Source organism: Phenylobacterium sp. VNQ135, from assembly GCF_049445735.1.
GTDB lineage: Bacteria > Pseudomonadota > Alphaproteobacteria > Caulobacterales > Caulobacteraceae > Phenylobacterium.
This window is the reverse complement of sequence record NZ_JBMSDS010000001.1, coordinates 724,269-744,300: the sequence shown is the minus strand read 5'-3', so window position 1 is coordinate 744,300 and position 20,032 is coordinate 724,269. Positions and strand designations below refer to the sequence as shown.

Genomic DNA, 20,032 nt, shown 5'->3' with positions numbered 1-20,032 from the left:
ACCCGGTCCGGCGATGACGCTGCGCACGGCTGGGTCCCGGCGAGCCATGCTGGCCGGGCTTGGGGCCTCCGCGCTGACGGCCGGCTGCACGCGCCGGTCGGAGGCCCGCCGGGCCGGCGGCGTGGTGGTGGGCTCCACCGCCACCGGCGTGCCGTTCAGCTTCTACGACGTGCGCACCAACACCCTGACCGGCGCCATGGTCGACATCGTCAAGGCGGTGGCCGAGCGCGCCGGTCTGGCGGTGGAGGTCCAGGTGACGGCGTTCTCGGCGCTGATCCCTTCGCTCACCGTGGGCAAGATCGACCTGATCGCCGCGGCCATGCTGCGCACTCCGGCCCGGGAGGCGGTCGTCGACTTCACCGATCCGGTCTACGCCTACGGCGGGGCCGTGGTCGTGCGTGCGGACGACGCCGGCCGCTATCCGAACCTCGCGCGCCTGGACGGACGCCGGGTCGGCGCCCAGGTGGGTTCGCGGTTCGTCGACCAGCTAGCGGAGGCCGGTGTCGGCGACGTGCGGACCTACGACAATCTCGCGGACATCCTGCGCGATCTGCGGCTTGGGCGGCTGGACGCGGCTTACGGCGACGAGCCGATCATCCGCTATTATCTGCGGGTCACCCGCACCCGGGCCCTGCGTCTCGCGCCCGAGTTCGCGGCAGGCGCCCGCGAGGAGGTCTGCCTGATCCTGCGCAAGGGCGAGCGGGAGCTCGCCGCCCGTCTCAACACCGCCATCGCCGCGATCAAGGACACGCGTATCGCCGAGATCGTGCGGACCTGGGGATTGTGATGCCGGAAGACTTCCTGGCGCGTGCCGTCGAGTTCCTGCCGATCCTGCTCAAGGGCGTCCTCGTCACCCTGCAGGTCACCGTGGGCGCGCTGCTGCTCAGCATCGTACTGGGGCTCATGTGGGCGCTGATGGGGCGCTCACGCCTGAAGCCCGTGCGTCTGCTCAGCCGCACGGTGATCAACGTCGTCCGGGGCGTGCCGATCATCGTCCAGCTCTTCTACGTCTACTTCGTCCTGCCGGAGTTCGGGCTGAGCCTCGATGCGCTCGCGGCGGGCATCATCGGTCTCGGGATCGCCTACTCGGTCTATCAGGCGGAGAACTTCCGCGCCGGCTTCGAGTCGGTCGATCCGGCCCTGGTGGAAGCGGCGCAGTCGCTCGGGATGAGCGAGCGGAAGATCCTGCAGCGGCTGATGATGCCGCTGGCGGTGCGCACCGCCCTTCCGCCGTTCGGCAACACCTCGATCATGCTGCTGAAGGATTCCTCGATCGCCTCGACGATCACCGTGGCGGAGCTGACGAGGGCCGGTCAGTTGCTGGCGGTTTCGACCTTCCAGAACATGACCGTCTACACGCTCATCGCGCTGCTCTACCTCGCCATGAGCCTGCCGCTGACGGTGGCGGTCCATCAACTCGAGCGACGGATGGCGCGCCGATGATCGAGGTTTCCCACGTCAGCAAGGCCTTCGGCGCCAATCGCGTGCTGCGCGACGTCAGCTTCGAGGTCGGGCGCGGAGAGGTCGTGTGCCTGATCGGACCGTCGGGATCCGGCAAGTCCACCGTACTCCGCTGCATCAACGGCCTGGAGGCCCACGACGGCGGCGTGATCCGCGTGGACGGCCTCGAGGTCGGCTCCCGCACGCTGCCCCAGGTGCGCGGCAAGCTCGCCATGGTCTTCCAGCGCTTCAATCTTTTCCCGCACCGGACGGTGCTTGAGAACGTCATCGAAGGCCCGGTGCATGCCCGGGGTCGCCCCAGAGCCGAGGCCGTGGGCGAGGCGTGCGAACTGCTCGCGAAGGTGGGCGTCGCGGACAAGGCCGACGCCATGCCGTCCTCGCTCTCCGGCGGACAGCAGCAGCGGGTCGGCATCGCCCGAGCTTTGGCCATGAAGCCTGAGGCCATCCTCTTCGACGAGCCCACGTCGGCCCTGGATCCCGAGCGGGTCGGCGACGTGCTGCGGATCATGCGGGACCTCGCCGCGGAGGGCATGACGATGGTGATCGTCACCCACGAGATGGGCTTCGCTCGGGAAGTCGCCGACCGCGTGCTGTTCATGGACGGCGGCGAGATCGTGGAGGCCGGCCCCGCGCGCGAGCTGCTGACCCAGCCCCGCGAGGCCCGAACGCGCACCTTCCTCGACCGCGTGTTGCGGCCGCTCTGATCGCCTACCGGAGACTTCCCATGCCGATCGTCTCGTTCCGCCCCGACGACCTCCTGCAGGCGCTGCCCGCGCCCGTGCCGGTGAAGGTCCCGCTCGGGGAACCGGTCGCCGCCACCCGCAGCACCAGCTTCAACGGCGCCGCGGCGTCCCGCGCGGGAGTCTGGGAGTGCTCGCCCGGAACATGGCGCCGCCAGGTGCTGCAGGCCGAGTTCTGCACCTTCATCGAAGGGGAGGCGGTCTTTGAGCCCGACGACGGGGAACCGCTTCACATCCGTGCGGGGGACGCCGTGTATTTCCCGGCCAACACCGGGGGGATCTGGCGCATCCTGAAGACCCTCAAGAAAACCTTCGTGGTGTTCGACGAGCAGCCCTGAGATGGTGCAGCGCGATTATCCGGGGCTCAGCTTCTGGCTCGAGACGGCGGGGGAGCCCCTGACCCCGCGCCCGCCGCTGGGCGGCGACGTCACCGTCGACGTGGCCATCCTGGGCGGCGGCTACTCGGGGCTGTGGACCGCCTACTACCTGCTCCGTGACAACCCTGGCCTCGAGGTGGCGATCGTGGAGGCCGAGATCTGCGGATACGGCGCCTCCGGCCGCAACGGCGGCTGGTGCTCCAGCCGCTATCCGCTCCACCCTTCGACGCTCGAGACCCGCTACGGCGCCGACATGGCCCGCGAAACGATCCTCGCCATGTATGACACTGTCGATGAGGTCCGGCGGGTCTGCGAGGCCGAGAATATCGCGGCGGACTTCCGGATGAACGGCATCCTCAGCCTCGCCCGCGGTGAAGCGCAGCTGGACGCCGTACGGGCCGCCCATGCCGCCTACGAACGCCTCGGCTTCGGAGATGGGAACCGCCTTCTCGACGAAGCGGAAGCCCGCAGCCGCGTGCGTGTCACCGGGATCAAGGGCGGTCTGCACACCCCCAGGAGTGCGGCCGTGCACCCTGCCAAGCTCGTCCGCGGCCTGGCTCGGGCCGTCGAGCGGCTGGGGGGCGTGATCTACGAACAGACCCGTGTGCGGAGACTTCGGCAAGGCGTGAACGCCGCGCTCGAGACGGACAGGGGCCTGGTGCGGGCCAGGCGCGCAGTCGTGGCGGCCGGCGAAGCCTACCTTCCAAAGACGCCGGGGTTCGAACGCGCCCTCGTCCCGATGTCGTCCAGCATCGTCCTGACGAAGCCGTTGAGCGAGGCGCAATGGGCGGAGATCGGCTGGGCGGGCGGCGAAGGGCTCGGCTCCCAGGCCCACACCGTCGACTATCTGACCCGAACTCCAGACGGTCGGATCCTCTACGGCAGCCGGGGCGCCCCGTACCTGTTCGGGTCAGCCACGGACGGCGCTGAAGCTGCCTTCGAGAAGACCTCGGCAGATATGCGGCGGCAGCTGGCAGAGTGGTTCCCCGTTCTGCGGGACGTGGATTTCAGCCACGCCTGGCATGGCTTCCTCGGCGTGCCGCGCGACTGGAACCCGGCAGTCGACTTCGATCCGGACCGGCGTCTCGGCGTCCTCTACGGCTACACGGGGCGCGGGGTCTCGACCACGAACCTTGCGGGTCGCCTGCTTTCCAGCCTCATCGTCGGACGCGAGACGCCGCTCGCCCGTCTCCCGCTGGCTCAGCGTCGGTCGCCGTCGTGGGAGCCGGAGCCGCTCCGGTGGCTCGGCATCCGGTACGTGCAGGATGCGATGAAGCGGATGGACGCCGCCCGCGACGCCGGGCGTCCGCAGCCGTTCGATGCGCCTCTGGCCAAGCGGCTGTCGGACCAGTAGTTCCCGTCGGACGCCGCGCGGCCGTCGACGCGGTTGCAGGATCGAGCGATGACCAACGGCCTTACGGGCCGGGCCGCTGGCCCGGCGCTGCTCGTGCTGGCTGGCTTGGTGTCCCAGAACCTCGGCGCGGCCTACGCCAAGCAGCTCTTTCCCCTCGTCGGCCCTCTGGGCGTGAGCGCCCTCAGGATCAGCCTCGCCGCGCTCGTGCTGTGCATCCTCTGGCGGCCCTGGCGGACGCGACGAACCGCGCGCCAGTGGCGGAGTATTGCGCGCTACGGGGCGAGCCTTGGGCTGATGAACATCCTCATCTATGAGGCGTTCGCCCGCATCCCCATCGGACTGGCCGTCGCGGTCGAGGTGACTGGGCCCCTCGCCGTGGCCCTGGTGAGGTCGCGGCGCCCCGTTGACCTTGCCTTCGCGCTTCTCGCCGCGGCCGGGCTTGTCCTGCTGCTGCCGATCGTGAGCCCGGTCGGCGCCGATCCCGCAGGCCTGGCATTCGCCGGCGGGGCGGCGGTCACCTGGGCCGCCTACATCCTGCTCGGCGCGGACGTGGCAAGCGAGGGCGGCGGCGGCGAGGCGGTGGCCCTCGCCCTGGCCATGGCCACGGTGGCGGCGGCGCCGCTGGGCGTCCTTCAGGCGGGGGCGGCGCTCCTGCAGCCGCCCGTCCTCACCGCCGGCCTCGGGCTCGCCGTGCTGTCCAGCGCGGCGCCCTATACGCTGGAGCTGTTCGCCCTCCAGCGTCTTTCGGCCCGCGCCTTCGCGCAGCTGGTCAGCTCCGCCCCAGCCGTGGCGGCGCTTATCGGCTGGATCGCGCTCGGCGAGCGGCTGACGTTCACCCAATGGCTTGCCATAGGGCTCATCAGCCTGGCGGCGTGTGGCGCCTCGGCCTTCGACAAGACCGTCTGACTGGCGTCATCGCCGTCGCGCCACGTCTTCCGCGGCCTTCGCCTTGTTGGCCTCGCTGATCACGTAGTGCCAGATGGTCTCGGCTTCGCCCGGAGCGAGGATGTCCCTGAAGGAGGCCATGCCCTGGGCCGCGCGAGATCCGTCGGTCACCACGGCGTTCCAGAGGGCGAAGCTGTTCAGGGTCGTCGAATAGCGCAGGTCGGGAATGGACTTGTCCGCGACCGCGCCCGCCCCGTGACAGCCCGAACAGACGCGGGCGTAGGAGGCCTGGCCATCGATGACCTGCTCGTTCGTACCGGTCAGCAGCGGCGGATTCAGGCGGCTCTGGATGGTGCTCTCCTGAACCGCCTTGAAGGTGTCGGTCGGTAGTCGCGCTGCACCGCCCAGCTTGTAGACGAGCAGGCGGGAGTTGTTGGCGCTGACGGCGCTGGTCCGGCCCTGGCCGTCCGGCAGCCCCCGCGCGCCGGCCAGGACGGCGACGTACTGCGCTCCGCCGATCTCGTACGACATGGGGGCGGCCACGATCTTCGCCTGAGTCGGCTTGGACCAGAGTTTGCGCCCCGTCGCGGCGTCGAAAGCCGCGAAGGTCCCTGAGTGGTCGCCGGAGAAGACAAGCCCGCCCGCCGTGGCCATCACGCCGCTCGAGCCGTAGACGGCGTTCTCGGCCCGCCAGACCTCCTTGGCCCGTGCGGGGTCCCAGGCCTGCAGATAGCTGCGGACGGAGCCGCCCTTCGGCGCGCCCGGCGCGCGGTAGAGGGGCAGGGCGGCGGCCGCGTCGACGCCGGTGTTGTAACCCCGCGCATTGACCTTCAGCTCGGCTGTGTCGCCGTAGGGCCCGTTGTTCTCCGTCACGGGCAGATAGACCAGACCGGTCTGCGGGCTGTAGGACCACGGATGCCAGTTGTGCGCGCCGAGGGGGCCCGGCGAGACGATCACGGGCCGGCCGGTCCTGTCGTATCGCGCCGCCGCACGTTCGATCGGCCGGCCCGTCGTCATGTCGACCCGTTCCGCCCAGTCGACGGGCGCGTATTTCTCGGCCGAGAGCAGCTTGCCGGTCCTGGCGTCCAGCACATAGAAGAAGCCGTTCTTCGGGGCCTGCATCACGACGCGGCGGGGCCGGCCCTGCCACCGGATGGTGGCGACCATGAGCGGCTGGGCGGCCGTGTAGTCCCAGGTCTCTCCAGGCGTCGTCTGGTAGTGCCAACGGTACTTGCCTGTGTCGGGGTCGAGCGCGACGATGGAGGACAGGAACAGATTGTCTCCGCCGCCCGGGCTGCGGAACTTCTGGTTCCAGGGCGTGCCGTTGCCGACGCCGATGTAGAAGAGGCCGGTCTCCACGTCGTAGGCCATGCCGTCCCAGACCGTGCCGCCGCCGCCCAGCTTCCACCACTCGCCATTCCAGGTCTTCGCGGCGCGCGCCAGCTCAGGGGTCTCGAAGCCTTCTGCGGGGTTCCCCGGGACGGTGTAGAAGCGCCAGAGCTGCTTGCCCGTCTCCGCGTCGTAGGCGGTGACGTAGCCTCGGGCGTTGTACTCGCCGCCGCCGTTGCCGATGATGACCTTGCCGCGGACGATGCGCGGTACGCCGGTGATCGTGTAGGCCTTGCTCTGGTCGACCGTGACGACAGACCAGGCCTCGCGGCCGGTCTTGGCGTCCAGCGCGATGAGGCGTCCGTCGAGGGCGCCCAGATAGATGCGGCCGTTCCAGGCGGCGACGCCGCGGTTGACCACGTCGCAGCAGGCGATCTGCCCCACCGACGGGTCGACCTTGGGGTCATAGCTCCAGAGCGGCTTCCCTGTGGCCGCGTCGAACGCCTTCACCTTGCTCCAGGCGGTGGTCACGTAGAGCACGCCATCGACGACGATGGGGGTCGCCTCCTGCCCACGCTCCGTGTCGACGTCGCCGTACCAGGCGAGATCCAGGCCCTTCACCGTGTCGGTGTTGATCTGCGCCAGCGGGCTGAACCGCTGCTCCGAATAGGTGCGGCCCGCGGCCAGCCATTCCGCGGTCCGGTCGGCCGCCCGCAGGCGGCGGTCGTCGACGCCTTGCGGCGGCTGCGCGGATGCGGCCAGGAGCACCGCCGAAAGCGCTGCGGCGACGTGACGATGATGCATGCAACACACGCTGACGGCGGACGCCTGCCGGTCGCCGCCGCTCCCCCCTTACTGATCCCCCGATAAAGACGCCTAGATCGGCGTCCCCATCATCTCTTCGAAGTTGCGGCGATAGAACCTGTCCCGAGCCTCTTCGTCGAGCCCTTCGAACGTGCGTTCGAAGCGGCCGATCGGATCGTTGGTGCCTTCCGGGTGCGGATAATCGCTTGAGAACAGGAAGAGCTCCTTGCCGGCCTCGCGGATCAGCCAGCCGGCGTCCTCGCCCGGGAACGGCGTGAACTTCACGTGGCGGCGGATGTAGTCGGAGGGCTTCAACGCCAGGCCCTGCAGCAGGGGATCGGTCCGGCTGAAGCTGCGGTAGCCGAGATCGAGCTGGCGCAGGAAGCCCGGCACCCAGGCGGCGCCGAACTCAATGACGCCGCCGCGCAACTCGGGGACGCGGTCGAAGAGGCCGTCGTAGATCAGCGCCGCCAGGAACATCTGGGCGGAGAAGGGCAGGACGACAAAGTCCTTGAACCTGAGGTTCTCGCCGCCGCCGTGAAGGTCCGGCGAGCGCGGCTTGCCGTTGTTCGTGTACTCGGGCGGCAGGACGCGCGAGCCCGGCCCGATGTGCAGCATGAAGGGCGTCCGCGTGTCCGCCAGCAGATGCCAGAATGCGTCGAGCTTCGGGTGGCCAGGCGAGAGCGGGCCGGCCGGCGTCGACGGGACCCAGACCGCTCCGCAGCCGAGATCGATGGCTTCCGCCGCGGTCTCCAGCGCCCTTTGCGGATCGTCGAGCGGAACATAGGCGACGCCAATGAGGCGTGGGTCACGACAGAAGGCGGCCATTGCGCGGTTGTGCGCCCGCGCGCCGCCATAGAGCACCTCCGGCGTGCTCGACGTGCGGAACACCGCGAGCGAACTGGTGGCGAAGACGAGCTGGCGGCTGAAGCCCAGCTGATCGAGGGCCGACGCCCGCTCGTCGGGATCGAAGGCGCCGTAGGCGATCCAGCCCTTCGGGCCAGCGATCGGGGCTTCGGCGGCGGCGCGCACGGCATCGGGATCGTTTCGGCGGGCGATGGCCTTTTCGACCTGGCCCTGGATCCGCTCAGGCGTCGCCCGCTCCGTCAGTCGCTTGGCGAGCGAGGGCTCGGCATGGGCGACCAGCCAGCCTGGAGGCTCCATGATGTGGCTGTCCGCGTCGTGGATGATGCGGCCCTGGGCATATGGCATTCCGACCTCCCGTGTGCTGCTGACATAAGCACCAGCGAATTTGCGCCCCCTGTTCCGGGAGCTTGCGTCGAAAATCGCGTGCCTCTGGCAGCGGCGATAATATTGCAGCTGAGGCATATTGACGATCAAACCAATATGCTCTCATTTCGGCGCGCGAACAACAAAGACGAATAGGGGGATTCAATGCAGCGCACGCTCATGGCGTCGACGTCGTTCTTCGTCCTGGCGCTCGCGGCGCCGGCATTCGCCCAGACAGGGCCATCCGTCGTCGACGAACTGATCGTCACCGCTCAGAAGCGTGAGGAGTCGATCCAGGACGTGCCGATCGCCGTCTCCGCCTATGGCGAGGAGGCGCTGCGCGCACAGCGGATCGACGGGGTCGGCAACCTCGTCAATTCGGTGCCCAATCTGACGTTCCAGCGCCGGTCGCTTCGGACGAACTTCCAGATCCGCGGCGTCGGCGCCCAGCTGATCTCGAGCACGGGCGACGACGGCGTCGGCGTCCACCTGAACAATGCGCCGCTGACCTCCAACCGGATCGCCGACGCCGAGTTCTTCGACGTCCAGCGTGTCGAGGTGCTGCGGGGGCCGCAAGGGACCCTCTATGGCCGGAACGCCACGGGCGGCGTGGTGAATGTCATCACCAATAAGCCGTCGGATGAATTCGCCGCCTCGGTGACCGCCGAGATCGCCAATTACGACACGATCCGCGCCCAGGGCTTCGTCAACGTGCCCCTCGGCGACATGTTCGCCCTGCGCCTTGCGGCCTTCGGCGTGGACCGCGCCGGCTACACGAAGAACACGCTGAACGGTCAACGCCTGGACGGGCGGCAGATCTGGGCGGGCCGGGCGACCCTCGCCTTCGAGCCCACCTCTACATTCCGCGCCACCGCCCTCTGGGAGGGCTTCGCCGAGGACGACACCCGCGGCGCCCGCAAGGCGCTGTGCAAGCGCGACCCGGGCCTGACCAGCGTCGGCGGCGTCGCCACGGGCGTGGCCCAGGCGGCGCTCAGCCAGGGCTGCCTGCCGGCGTCGGTCTATGACGACGACGTCTATGACGCCACGAACCTGCTCGCGACCTTCCCAGGCATCCTCGGCCGCCAGATCGGCCTTTGGAGCGCCGACCCGAACGCCGGGGGCTCGGTTTCGCGCGACCTGCGCGAGGTCGAGGTCAGCGGTCGCCCGATCTACCGTCCCCGCACCGATATCTACCAGCTGGAGCTGGCCTGGGATGCGACGCCCGGCCTGACGCTGACCTCCCTCACGAGCTACACCGAGAACGAGAACTACGCGCGTGGCGACTCCAGCGGCCTGCGCACGCCCACCCCGTTCGGCATCACGCGCTTCACGCCCACCGGGACCCTGACCGACGGCCAGTTCGGGGTCGCCGACCGTTTCGAGGCGGAGTCGGGCGCCGCCGGCCACAACGAGCAGTGGACGCAGGAATTCCGGGTCCAGTCCGACTTCGACGGGCCGATCAACTTCAACGTCGGCGGCATCCATCTCGACTACAGCTCGAGCAGCACGACCTACTCGGCGTCGAACGTCACCACCCTCGCGACCCGCATCCTGGTCCCGACGGCCTACGTGGACCCCCTCTCGGAGCCGGACTTCACCGGCCACAACTACTTCATCAGCCTCACCGAGTACGACCTGACGTCCAAGGCGCTCTTCGGCGAGCTGTACTGGCAGGCGACCGAGACGCTGAGGGTGACCGGCGGCCTTCGCTATACCGACGACAAGAAGCGCACGCGCGGTTCCGGCGCGACCCTGCTGGCCCCGGGCCGCGGTCCGGTCTTCGGCGCCGAGCAGCGCGTTCGGTTCAAGGAGACGACCGGCCGTCTGAACGTCGACTGGTCGCCGGACCTGTCGTTCACCGACAGCACGCTGATCTATGCGTCGTATTCGAAGGGCTACAAGGGCGGCGGCTTCAACCCGCCGGGCGTGGTCGCCCTTGGCCTGCGGGAGTCGTTCCAGCCGGAATTCGTCAACGCATACGAGATCGGCACCAAGAACACCCTGCTGGATGGGGCGCTGATCCTGAACCTCACCGGCTTCTACTACGACTACAAGGGATACCAGATCGCCCGCAGCGTGAACCGCTCGATCTACAACGAGAATATCGACGCCACGATCAAGGGCGTCGAGCTCGAGAGCATCTGGGAGCCGGTCGAGAACCTGCGGCTGAACGCCAACATCGGATATCTGGACACCCGGATCGACGAAGGCGAGGTGGTCGACACCTTCAACCGGACCCGCGGCGACACGCGCTACATCTACGCCAACGCGACCACCGGCGGCTGCATCCTGAACGCCGAGGGCGTCGCCAACCTGCTGCGCAATCCGGCCGGCGCGGCGGTCTTGGCGGGCGTCGCCTGCAGTGGTCCCGCCACGATGCAGGCGCGGCTTACGGCCGCCGGCGTCGCGCCGGCGACCGCCAGCGCGCTGACGAGCGGGGTCTACACCTACGACTCGAGCGTCACCCGCTACTCCAGCGGAGCGGGCGAGGGCGTGCTCCAGAACCTCGAAGGCAACAAGCTGCCGGGCGCGCCGAAGTGGACGGTGGCGCTGGGCGCCCAGTACAGCTGGGAACTGCCCGGCGGCTGGGGCGCGACGCTGCGCGGCGACTACTACCGCCAGTCCGAGAGCTTCATGCGCTACAACAACAATCCCTTCGACCGCATCCGGTCCTGGGAAAACGTCAACGCAACGCTCAACTTCGAGCGGCCGGAGGCGGCGCTCAGCATCCAGCTCTTCGCCAAGAACCTGCTCGACGACGACACCATCGTCGGTTTCGACATCGCCGACGAGAACCTGGGCGCGTTGCGCAACGTCATCCTGCTCGAGCCCCGCACTTACGGGATCTCCATCACCAAGGGCTTCTGAAGACGTTCCTCGCTCGGGCGGCGGCGTCGCCCCGCCGCCCGCCTTTTTGTAGGCCGTCGCGCCGCCGATCGAACCCGACTAAGAAGGTCCTCGAACCTGGAGGACTCAGGTGGCCGCAAGGCAGCGCCTATCGCCGGAAGTACGCCGTCGACAACTTGTCGAGGCCGCCGCGCGATTGCTTCTGGAACGGGGACATCTGCCGCTGCCGATGGAGGCCTTGGCCGACGCGGCGGGCGTCTCGAAGGGCCTGGTCTACGGCTATTTCCCCTCGCAGTGGGACCTCTTCAACGCTGTGCTGCTGGAGGAGCTTGCCGCTCTGGAGGCCGACGGCCTGGACCAGGTGCTGGCTGAAGGCGGCCTGGCGGCGAGAGCCCGCGCCTGCGTGGATCTCTACCTTCGCCACGTGGCGGCCCGCGGGCCGCTCGTCCACTACATCCTGCGCGACAGCTTCATGGCGGGCCACATCGCGCCCGACGCGCGCAAGCTGCAGGACCGGCTGCTGCGGACGTTCGGCCGTCTGCTCCGTCGCGAGCTCCGCTTGCCTCCCAAGGAGGCCATCGCCGTCATCTCCATGGTAGTCGCGATGCCGGAGGAGATGGGGCGGCTGGTCTGGCAGGGCGAGCTGCAGCTCGATCGCGCCCGCGAGATGGCTGGCCGGCTGGTCGACTCGTCGGTGGCGGCGCTCCGGCCGAGCTGACCTTTCAGCGCGGAGGCGTCGTGCGGTAGGCCCGCATGAGATCCCGGTTGCCCGTCATGGTGATCGCCAACGTCAGGCGCTCGGCTGCGGCCAGATCGATCTTGCCGCTGGCGACGAGACGGCCCGCCCGCAGGCAGATCGCGGTGAGCACGGTCGTCATCACCCGGGCCGTGTCGGCCGGAACCCCATAGGTGTCGGTGAGGCCGGACATCACCTGATCGCGACTGGCCCGTTGCGTGGCCTCCCGCTCCTGGCGCAGCGCCTGACGCACCTCGACGGACTGGGTCAGGACCTGGACGAGTGCGCCGCGGCCCGCAGCCTCGCGCAGGTAGGCCATCGTGGAGAGCGCGATCTTGGTGTAGCGGTCCTGGCCTCGATCGATCTCGGATCGGCGTCGCGCTTCCATCGCCGCCAGCTCCCGCCGCGCGAGCGCGACCAGGAGATCCTTGCGTTGCGGGAAGTAGTTGTGTGCCTGCGCTTCGCTGATGCCCACGTGCCGTGCGACGCGCTTCATGGTGAGCGCCGGCAGGCCCTCGGCGGTGATGATCTCGGCGGCGGCGTCCACCAGTTGCTCTCGCCGCTGCTCGGTCGAGAAGCGCGTCCGCTGCCGTCGCGACGCCTGCCGGACCCCACCGATCACGATGCTCTCCTCGACGCCTTCCGGCGTGGGCGGCAGGGGCGGGCGTTCCGGCGCGCGGCCCGCCGCCGCCTTCGCCCAGTAGCCACGGCCCGGGTAAGGGATCATCAAGCGATCGCATATCTTGGAGAGGCCGTTGCTGCTCAGCGCCAAGTCCTGCGCCACTGAGCTGAGCGGCCGGCTCCAGACCCGCTCGTAGAGCGCCTGGCGGCTGAGCGTCGTCTGCGCGGCCTCGTCCATCCTGGCCGAGGATAGCGGCGTCGGCGGCTTCCCGCCAGACGCCGTGTCAGCGGGCGGCGGGACGTTGATAGAGTTCGATGGCATAGCCGTCCGGGTCGCGGATGACGTTGGTCCCATCCACGATGCGCGAGGGCCTATAGCCCGCCGCCGCGGCGCGCTCGGCCAGGCCGCGGGCGTTCGGCGCCACCAGGATCACGCGACCGAACGCCGTCGCTCCGGCCGGTACCTGGCCCTGGCGGATGACCACCAGCGTATCGGCGCGGATGTCGCCGGTCAGGCCAAGCAGGTATTCCTGGACTGGACCTTGGGCGGGGACCCTGGCGGCGACCCTGAAGCCCAGGACGTCGGTGTAGAACTGCCTGGACCGCTCCAGGTCGGAGACGACGAGGCCCACGCCCGACATGCGGGTCAGCTTCATGGCCTCGGGAAGCGCCGGGACGGCCTGGGCGCCCGCCGCGGTCGGCGCGGCGAGGACAGCGGCCGCGAGCAGCAGGCGCAGGCTCATGGCGCGGCTCCCGCCCCGCTGGCGGTCCTCGGCGGCGGCAGCAGGGCGCTGTCGGGCTGCGAGACGGCGGCGGCGCCCTTGGGGACGACGATCCCGTCCACGACGTTGAACGGCGCCCGCTCGGCCATCCGGGTGTCGCTCCGCTCCGCCAGCGCCTTGTACGAGGTCGCCTGGGCGAGACGGGCCGCGTCCGGCGAGACGACGAACGCAGGGATCGCGTCCAACCGGTAAGCGAAGGAGATGTGGGTCTTCTCGCCCTTGGCGCCCGTCGGGCTGTAGTCGGCGTTACGTCGCAGGGCGTAGTAGACGTCCGGCAGCTTCACCCAGGTCAGCGCCTCGATCACCGGCCCGCGCGCGCGGACGTAGCCGTCGTACACCGGCTTCCACGGCCGATAGCCGCCGACATAGCCGGAGAGCCCGCCATCCGGCTTCAGCGTCAGGTCGATCCGGGCCTTGAGGAGCTGCAGTTCGCGCGCCGCGCCGGCGTCGCGCATCCAGACCTCGTCCATGGCTCGCGTCGAGACGATACGGCCATTCACGCTCCTGGCCTTGAAGATCGCCTCGAGCTTTGGCTCGGGTCGGATGCGGAAGGTGTAGTCCGGGGCGATGCCGCCCATGGCGTCCTTCACCAGCTTGTCCCCGCTGGGATAGAAGCCGACGGTGACGTCGTCGTCGTTCATCGGATCCTTGCCGCGGCCTGCGACCACGACCACCACCGTCCAGGCGCCGTCACGCATGGCGTCGTTGTTGGAGAGCGCCCCGCTCGACAGCCGCGGGGGACCCCGGAAGGTCTTCCAGCAGCCGAGGGTCTTGTAGAACATGTTGTCGATGCCAGGGGCTCCACTCGGGCTCACGAAGCCCGTGCGGGGATCGCCGTCGAGGTCCAGGCCCTCGGCGATCTGGCCGCTGATGCCGACCAGGCCGCCGTCCGGCGTCGAAGTCGGATTGATGTAGACATTGGCGCGGCCCTCCCCTCGGAACGCCATCTGATTCTGGCCGTGAACCGGACTACGGGTCGGATTCGCGGGATCGCGCAGCCAGAGCGCCTGCTCCCGCGTGTAGCCCGCATCGGTGAGGACCTTGATCCAGTCGGGCTCAGGATTGGTCCCCGCGGGACAGTCCGTGCCCGGCTCGGTCGTGCCGCTCTTGGCCCCGTAGTACATCGCGGGTTCGTACCACTCGACGACGAAGCTCCGCGTCCAGTCGGCCAGGGCCGGCCCCGGAACCGCGATGACCGCGCCGGCCAGCAGACTCAGGCGGAGAGTGCGGGCGAAGCTCATGCCATCAGCTCCGTGATCGGGCGGGAGGTCCGCATGCCCCCGACTCCAAACTCGCCGGCTGGCACGCCGGCGAGCTGCTGGGCGGTGAGCGACACCCGCGTCACGGCGTCCCCCTTGCCGGCGATGTGCTGGCCAGCCTTGTGGCGTCCCCCGGCGCCGCCCGCGAGGAAGATCGGGATGTTCTCGATCGAGTGAATCTTTGCGTAGCCGGTGTCGCTGAAGGCCATGACCAGGCTGCGGTCGAGCAGCGTCCCGTCGCCTTCCTTGATGGCGTCCAGCTCGGCGAGGAAGTCGCCCAGACCCTGCATGACGAGGCCCGCCAGCTTGCTGGTCTCGATCTGGTAGCCGAGTCTGCTGTCGGTGGGCTCGTCGTGGGTGATCTGGTGGTAGATCTTGGTCTCGCCCGGCACGTAGGTCTCGGACGCGCCCGGCGTATGCACGAAGTTGAAGACCTTCGACTGATTGCACGCGAGCGCCATCGCCAGCAGCCGGGCCATCGTCCTGGTGTTGGCGTTGACGACGTCGATGGAAGCGCCCTTCGGCGGCGCCTTGGGCGCGGCGGGCACGACGCAGGACTCGCACTTCTCGGGTCGTTCGAGGCCGAGCGCGAGCTGCTGCTCCAGTTCGCGCACGGAGGTGAAATACTGGTCGAGCTTGACCTGATCGTTCCGGCCCACCTCGGCCAACAGCGCCTGGCGCTGCTCCGTCACCGAAGACAGCACGCTCTGCTGCAGCATGATCGCCGGGTCAGGCTTCCAGTTCGGGCTGTTCGGGTCCTGGAAGCCCGGGCCGAACAGGCGCGTGTAGAGGTCGAGCGGCGTCGCGTCGGGGGTGGCGAACGCCGAGCCCGTGCGCGTCGAATAGCTCACGACCTTGCCGGACGCGGACGCGTCGAGAACCTTGAACCGCACGCCGCCGCCGATCGCGTCGGCGATGCGCGTGTCGAAGGACGGCGCATCCATCCGATTGGTGACCGCCGGCGCAACGCCGGACAGGATGGAGGCGTGGCCCGTCCAGTGGACGATGTTGGGGCGGCCGTCGCCGATGACCCGGAAGCCCGACAGCACCGAGACCTTGTCCTTGACCGGACGCAGAGCTTCGAGCTCCGGCGTGATCTCGTAGCCGGGACCTATCGTCTTCGGCACCCAGCGCGTCCCGCCGGCGGGGGTGTCGGTGAGGCCCAGGCCCCAGAAGTAGGTTCCGAAGCGCACCGGCAGCCGGGCGCCGTCGGCCCAGGCTCGGCCGTGATCGTCCAGGAAGATGTCGAGGGCGGGCAGGCCCAACGTCACCGCGCCGCCTCCGAGGACGCCGCGCAGCAGGGAGCGCCGGTTGAAGCGCAGGCTCATTGGATCCCTCCCGTATCGCCGGCCGCCGCCGTGGCCACCTTCGTGGCCGGACGGGCGCGCGCCGGCAGCTTCACCTTGAAGAATTCGGGGCTGGCGGCCACGCGCACCATCATCTCGGGCACGCGGTAACCGTCCTTGGCAAACGCCTCCGTCTGATCAGCCAGATAGTCTTCGTCGCGTTCGTCAGGGGCCTTGCCGACGCCGTACGCATAGACGTTGCGCACCAGGCAGGCGGGGATCTTCCGCTGTTGCTTGAGGTAGGCTCCCAGGCCCTGCGCCCCGGCGAAGCGGAACCCGTTCAGATCGGCGGTGACGTCGATGGGCTGGCCGTTCTCCAGCGTTCGCCGCTGCCCGATGCCGTCGAAGTGCTCCAGCGCGAGGCCGACCGGGTCGCTCACCCGGTGACAGGCCGCGCAACCTTCATTCTCCATGTGCGCCAGCAGGCGCGTCCGGACCGTGCCGTTCTCCAGCGCCTGCACCTTCGAAAAGTCGACGTCGGCCGGAGGATCGGGCGTCGGCTCGCACATGAAGATCTCGTGCAGCTTCACGCCGCGCCGCGTGGGCGAGGAGGCCGCCGGGTGGGCGAACAGCGACAGGAAGGTCACTTCCGTCAGGATGCCGGACCGTTCCGCGTCCTTGGGGAAGGTGAAAGGCGTCCATTCGGCGGTCGAGGTGAACGGGACCTGGTACACCGCCGCAAGGTGGCGGTTGATGTAGGTCGAGTTGGCGGTGAACAGCTCGCGGTAGTCCCGCTTTTGCTTGATCAGCAGGTCGACGGTCGTGCGCAGGGTCTGCTCGCGCGCGCTGTCGGCGACGGCCTGGCTGAATTTGGGATAAGCCTTGGAGTCCTTCGTCAGGCCGTCGAAGTGCTCGAGCTGCATCATGTCGGTGAAGAAGGCGCGGGCGCCGTCCTGCAGCCGGGGTGACGACGCCAGGCGGGCGAGCTGACGGTTGAGACCGTCGGCCGTGTGCAGTTCGCCGGATGCGGCCGCGCGGCGGAGCTCGGCGTCGGGCGGGGCGTCCCAGAAGAGGAACGAGAGACGAGAAGCCTTGCTGGAGCCGTCCAGCCGGTATTGACCCGAATGCTCGGGATCGGCCTCGGCACGCTCCATGCGGAACAGGAACTCGGGCGCGACCAACAGGCTCTTCAGAGCGAGCGCAACGCCGCCATAGAAGTCGCCGGTACGTTCGGCGCCGAGCGTCGCCGTGCGCACACGGGCAGCGATCTCGGCCTCGGTCAGCGGCCGGCGGAAGAGTTGCTCGCCCACCCGCGCGATGATGCGGCGAGCGCAGGCCTCGTCCGGCGCCTTGTCCGCCGCTGGACGGCAGTCGCCCAGGCGTGCGCGCCGTTCGTCAGCGACGGCCTGGCCCGCTATGCTGTCGGCCAGCCGGAAATACTGTTCGAACCCCGATGGGGTGATGGAGAGCTGGCCGCTGCCTACCGCGAGTAGGCCAGCTTCGCGACGCTCCGGTTCGAACCGGCCCTGAATTCGGACATCCGCACCAAAAGCCTCGGCAACGGCGTGGCGGTATTGGCTCTCCGTGAGCCGGCGCGCGGCGACGATCATGCCTGCGTCGCCCTGGGCGGTCTGTGTCGACTTCGCCCAGGCGGTGTGCGCCGCGAGCCCCAGGGCCGTGGTCGCCACGCCGACGCTCAAGGCAGCTGCCAAAGCCCCTCTGAACCTAGACATGCCAACCTCCCGCCGCCGCTCCGTGGCGACTTGCCGTTCGAATGCAATCGATATTTGCACCAATAGGGGATTCCGTTTAGGTCCGCTAGCCATGCGGAGGCGGAAATGACGATGACCGGTCGTTTGCGGACGATGGCGATCTCGACCCTGGCTATCCTGGGAAGCGCGCTGGGCGCGGCGAGCTTGCCGGCACAGGCGGCCGACGAGCCTGTCGGGGATGAAGAGGCGGGCGCCGAGCTTTACGCCGCCCAATGCCGGGGCTGCCACACTGTCTCGATCGCACCGACGCTTCGCGGCGTCGTCGAGCGGCCGATCGCCAGCGTCGCTGACTTCGGCGGCTACAGCGAGGCGCTGAAGGCCAAGTCGGGGCAGACCTGGACCCTCGAGAACCTGGACGCCTTCCTCGCGGCGCCCCAGGCGTTCGCACCCGGAACCCGCATGGTCCTGGCGGTTCCCGATGCGCAGGCGCGGGCGGACATAATCGCCTACCTGCGCACCCTGCCGCCCCCGCGGGCGACGCAGTGACATCGTGCGCATCTGGGTTGGCGCTGCGCGGCAGGCGCTTCGAGACAGACCCCCGAGAATCGCCGACTGGTGACAGCGCGAAGCGGCGATAACGAACAAGGGGAAACGCCATGAAACGTCCACTCATCGCGGGGCTGGCGCTCGCACTGGCGGCCACGGCGCTCCCGGGGACGGTCGAAGCGGCGCCGCAGCGGGCAGCGAAGGCGACCGCCCTGCCGCCGATCACGATCTATCACCTGGAGGGTCGTCGCTCAGAGCGGATCGTCTGGCTGATGGAAGAGCTGGGGCTGCCTTACGAGCTCGAGTTCAAGCCTGCGGACATGGCCGCGACCTCGGCGGCGCTGCGCGGGATCAACCCGGCGATGCCGGTCTTTCCCACCGTGAAGTACGGCGACCAGGTCCTTGTCGAGTCGGGCGCCATCATCGACACCATCGTCAATCGTCATGCTCCGGGCAGGCTGACGCCGCCGCTGAACTCGCCGGACTATCCCTATCACCTGATGTGGATGCACTACGCCGAGGGCTCGCTGGCTTCCCGCGCGATCGCGGACTATCGGGTCTGGATGATCAAGCCGCCGACCGAGCGCTCGCGGTTAGTCGATTCCGAGCAGGTCGTGCAGTTCGCCGAGGATTATCTGGCCAAGCACCCTTGGTTCGGCGGGGCGGAATTCTCGACCGCCGACATCATGATGCTGTTCCCCCTGAACTTCGCGATGCAGCTGAACATCGTCGACAAGGATCAGTTTCCGAACGTGAACGCCTGGCGCACCAGGATAGAGGCGCGGCCCGCCTACAAGCGGATGCTGGCCAAGGCCCGGCCGCGGGGGATGGTCGGCAACCTGCCGGCGCTGCCCCGGCACGCACCGGCCGGGCCTCGCGCTTCAACACCCGTTCGATGAGGTCCGGCGCGCGCGCCGCTGGCGAGGTGCGCGCACTTCAGGGCTGCGTCACCCGCGCCTGACTTCGGCGAAGGTCCGGCCCGTCCAGCGCTTCACCGCTCGCCTCAGATTGGAGCTGTCGCTGAAGCCGACCTTCCATGCGATGTCGTCGGCGCTGATGCGGGTGGTGGTCACGTACTCCAGGGTCAGCGTCCTGCGCACATCGTCCACGATGTTTGCGTAGGAATGGCCCGCTTCGTCGAGGCGCCGGCGCAGAGTCCTCTCCGTCATGCCGAGGCGCTGGGCGATCGCCTGCATGGAGGGGGACCGGTTCGGCGCGAGCATCAGCAGCTGATAGACGTCGCCCGCCACGCCCGTTGTCATCTTGGCCTGGCCTACGAGCCGGTCACACGTGTCCTCCAGCATCGCGCGGGTCAGGCGGTTGGCCAGTTCGGGCGCCTGGTCGAGGGTGCTCGCGGAATAGTGCAGTTCATGCGCGGACTGGCCGAAACGGCAGGGGCAGCCGAGCGCCGTCTCGTCGGCCTCCGACCGGCCGATGTCCGCGAGGCCGAAGGACGCTCGGATGGGACGCGCATCCTGGCCCAGGACGTCGCGCATGTGGGTCGAGGTCATCATCATCTGCTGGCGCAGCAGGAAGTTGCGCAGATCATCGCTCATGAGGTCGGCGTAGACCTCGGTGAAGGTCCAGATCGCCAGATCTCCGTCGCGCCGCCAGCCCAGCTGCTGGATGGGCGTAGCGAGCGGATGGTAGCGGACCGCGAAGTCGAAGAAGTCCCGCATCGTCGGCGAGCACATGAGCGCATAGCCGTACATGCCGTAGGCGGAGAGGTGCAGCCGCGCCCCGACCTCGTAGCCGACGCCCGGGTCGACCCCCGCGCGCACGACGTTCTCGCACGCCGTCAGATACTGGCGGATCGAGGTAAGCGCATGCGGATCCCGGACGTCGCCTAAGCTGAGCCCCGTGCCGGCAAGAACGTCCGCGTCGCGCAGCCCGTGCTGCGCCATCGCGTCGATGAGCGTGGCGATCTTGTAGGGCGCAAAGATCCTCTGGTTCGGCAGGGGACGCCGAAGCGGCCGGCCCGCGGGCGGAATTTCGCCGCCCGCCAGCCCTGTGCGGGCGCCCGACCCTCGTGTCCTCGCCATGCGCCGCCTCGTTTGTCCGGC

At 69.0% G+C, this 20,032-nt stretch carries 18 protein-coding genes; 10 read left to right on the top strand and 8 right to left on the bottom strand.

Annotated features, from left to right (window positions below; translation table 11 throughout):
• Positions 1-13 precede the first annotated feature (13 nt).
• Genes ACO2Q0_RS03895 through ACO2Q0_RS03870 form a run of 6 tightly spaced genes read left to right on the top strand, consistent with a single transcriptional unit; the run spans position 14 to position 4,838 of the window.
• Positions 14-787, top strand: coding sequence for a substrate-binding periplasmic protein (locus ACO2Q0_RS03895; protein WP_423350160.1), 774 nt, complete (start codon positions 14-16; stop codon positions 785-787).
• Positions 787-1,443: an amino acid ABC transporter permease gene (locus tag ACO2Q0_RS03890; RefSeq protein ID WP_423350159.1), complete on the top strand. Its 657-nt coding sequence runs from the start codon at positions 787-789 to the stop codon at positions 1,441-1,443. The genes ACO2Q0_RS03895 and ACO2Q0_RS03890 overlap by 1 nt, the downstream gene beginning before the upstream one ends.
• Positions 1,440-2,165: an amino acid ABC transporter ATP-binding protein gene (locus tag ACO2Q0_RS03885; protein ID WP_423350158.1), complete on the top strand. Its 726-nt coding sequence runs from the start codon at positions 1,440-1,442 to the stop codon at positions 2,163-2,165. Before ACO2Q0_RS03890 ends, ACO2Q0_RS03885 begins: the two co-directional genes overlap by 4 nt.
• A 20-nt stretch (positions 2,166-2,185) precedes the next feature.
• Positions 2,186-2,539, top strand: a complete 354-nt coding sequence (locus ACO2Q0_RS03880) for a cupin domain-containing protein (RefSeq protein ID WP_423350157.1) — start codon at positions 2,186-2,188, stop codon at positions 2,537-2,539.
• A gap of 4 nt (positions 2,540-2,543) precedes the next feature.
• The gene (locus ACO2Q0_RS03875) at positions 2,544-3,932 is read left to right on the top strand and encodes an NAD(P)/FAD-dependent oxidoreductase (protein ID WP_423350156.1); all 1,389 of its coding nucleotides are present in this window, start codon (positions 2,544-2,546) and stop codon (positions 3,930-3,932) included.
• 48 nt (positions 3,933-3,980) lie between these two features.
• Entirely contained in the window at positions 3,981-4,838 is an 858-nt protein-coding gene (locus tag ACO2Q0_RS03870; RefSeq protein ID WP_423350155.1) for an EamA family transporter, read from the top strand.
• Positions 4,839-4,844: 6 nt separating this feature from the next.
• Here the strand turns inward: ACO2Q0_RS03870 and ACO2Q0_RS03865 are convergent, their stop codons facing one another.
• The gene (locus tag ACO2Q0_RS03865) at positions 4,845-6,950 is read right to left on the bottom strand and encodes a PQQ-dependent dehydrogenase, methanol/ethanol family (RefSeq protein ID WP_423350154.1); all 2,106 of its coding nucleotides are present in this window, start codon (positions 6,948-6,950) and stop codon (positions 4,845-4,847) included.
• 72 nt (positions 6,951-7,022) lie between these two features.
• Positions 7,023-8,162, bottom strand: a complete 1,140-nt coding sequence (locus ACO2Q0_RS03860; protein ID WP_423350153.1) for an amidohydrolase family protein — start codon at positions 8,160-8,162, stop codon at positions 7,023-7,025.
• A 183-nt stretch (positions 8,163-8,345) separates the two neighbouring features.
• Here ACO2Q0_RS03860 and ACO2Q0_RS03855 point away from each other — a divergent pair, with 183 nt between their 5' ends.
• Positions 8,346-11,048 (top strand): TonB-dependent receptor, encoded by a 2,703-nt coding sequence (locus ACO2Q0_RS03855; protein ID WP_423350152.1) that lies wholly within the window; start codon positions 8,346-8,348, stop codon positions 11,046-11,048.
• A gap of 109 nt (positions 11,049-11,157) precedes the next feature.
• Entirely contained in the window at positions 11,158-11,745 is a 588-nt protein-coding gene (locus ACO2Q0_RS03850) for a TetR/AcrR family transcriptional regulator (RefSeq protein ID WP_423350151.1), read from the top strand.
• Between the two features lie 4 nt (positions 11,746-11,749).
• Here ACO2Q0_RS03850 and ACO2Q0_RS03845 read toward each other — a convergent pair whose 3' ends face one another.
• Genes ACO2Q0_RS03845 through ACO2Q0_RS03825 form a run of 5 tightly spaced genes read right to left on the bottom strand, consistent with a single transcriptional unit; the run spans position 11,750 to position 17,399 of the window.
• Complete coding sequence (locus ACO2Q0_RS03845) at positions 11,750-12,622, bottom strand: TetR/AcrR family transcriptional regulator (protein WP_423350150.1); 873 nt, start codon at positions 12,620-12,622, stop codon at positions 11,750-11,752.
• Between the two features lie 46 nt (positions 12,623-12,668).
• Positions 12,669-13,127: a VOC family protein gene (locus tag ACO2Q0_RS03840; protein ID WP_423350149.1), complete on the bottom strand. Its 459-nt coding sequence runs from the start codon at positions 13,125-13,127 to the stop codon at positions 12,669-12,671.
• On the bottom strand, positions 13,124-14,407 hold the full coding sequence (locus ACO2Q0_RS03835; RefSeq protein ID WP_423350148.1) for a hypothetical protein: 1,284 nt from the start codon (positions 14,405-14,407) through the stop codon (positions 13,124-13,126). The genes ACO2Q0_RS03840 and ACO2Q0_RS03835 overlap by 4 nt, the downstream gene beginning before the upstream one ends.
• Complete coding sequence (locus tag ACO2Q0_RS03830; protein WP_423350147.1) at positions 14,404-15,753, bottom strand: DUF1552 domain-containing protein; 1,350 nt, start codon at positions 15,751-15,753, stop codon at positions 14,404-14,406. The genes ACO2Q0_RS03835 and ACO2Q0_RS03830 overlap by 4 nt, the downstream gene beginning before the upstream one ends.
• Positions 15,750-17,399: a DUF1592 domain-containing protein gene (locus ACO2Q0_RS03825; RefSeq protein ID WP_423350146.1), complete on the bottom strand. Its 1,650-nt coding sequence runs from the start codon at positions 17,397-17,399 to the stop codon at positions 15,750-15,752. Before ACO2Q0_RS03825 ends, ACO2Q0_RS03830 begins: the two co-directional genes overlap by 4 nt.
• 156 nt (positions 17,400-17,555) lie before the next feature.
• Between ACO2Q0_RS03825 and ACO2Q0_RS03820 the strand changes: the two genes are divergently transcribed.
• Positions 17,556-17,969: a c-type cytochrome gene (locus ACO2Q0_RS03820; RefSeq protein ID WP_423350145.1), complete on the top strand. Its 414-nt coding sequence runs from the start codon at positions 17,556-17,558 to the stop codon at positions 17,967-17,969.
• Positions 17,970-18,079: 110 nt separating this feature from the next.
• Positions 18,080-18,868 carry a glutathione S-transferase family protein gene (locus tag ACO2Q0_RS03815; protein ID WP_423350144.1) on the top strand — a complete coding sequence of 263 codons (789 nt, stop codon included), beginning with the start codon at positions 18,080-18,082 and terminating at the stop codon, positions 18,866-18,868.
• A 48-nt stretch (positions 18,869-18,916) separates the two neighbouring features.
• On the opposite strand, the gene ACO2Q0_RS03810 is transcribed toward ACO2Q0_RS03815, so the two are convergent.
• The gene (locus ACO2Q0_RS03810; protein ID WP_423350143.1) at positions 18,917-20,011 is read right to left on the bottom strand and encodes an AraC family transcriptional regulator; all 1,095 of its coding nucleotides are present in this window, start codon (positions 20,009-20,011) and stop codon (positions 18,917-18,919) included.
• Positions 20,012-20,032: the final 21 nt, after the last annotated feature.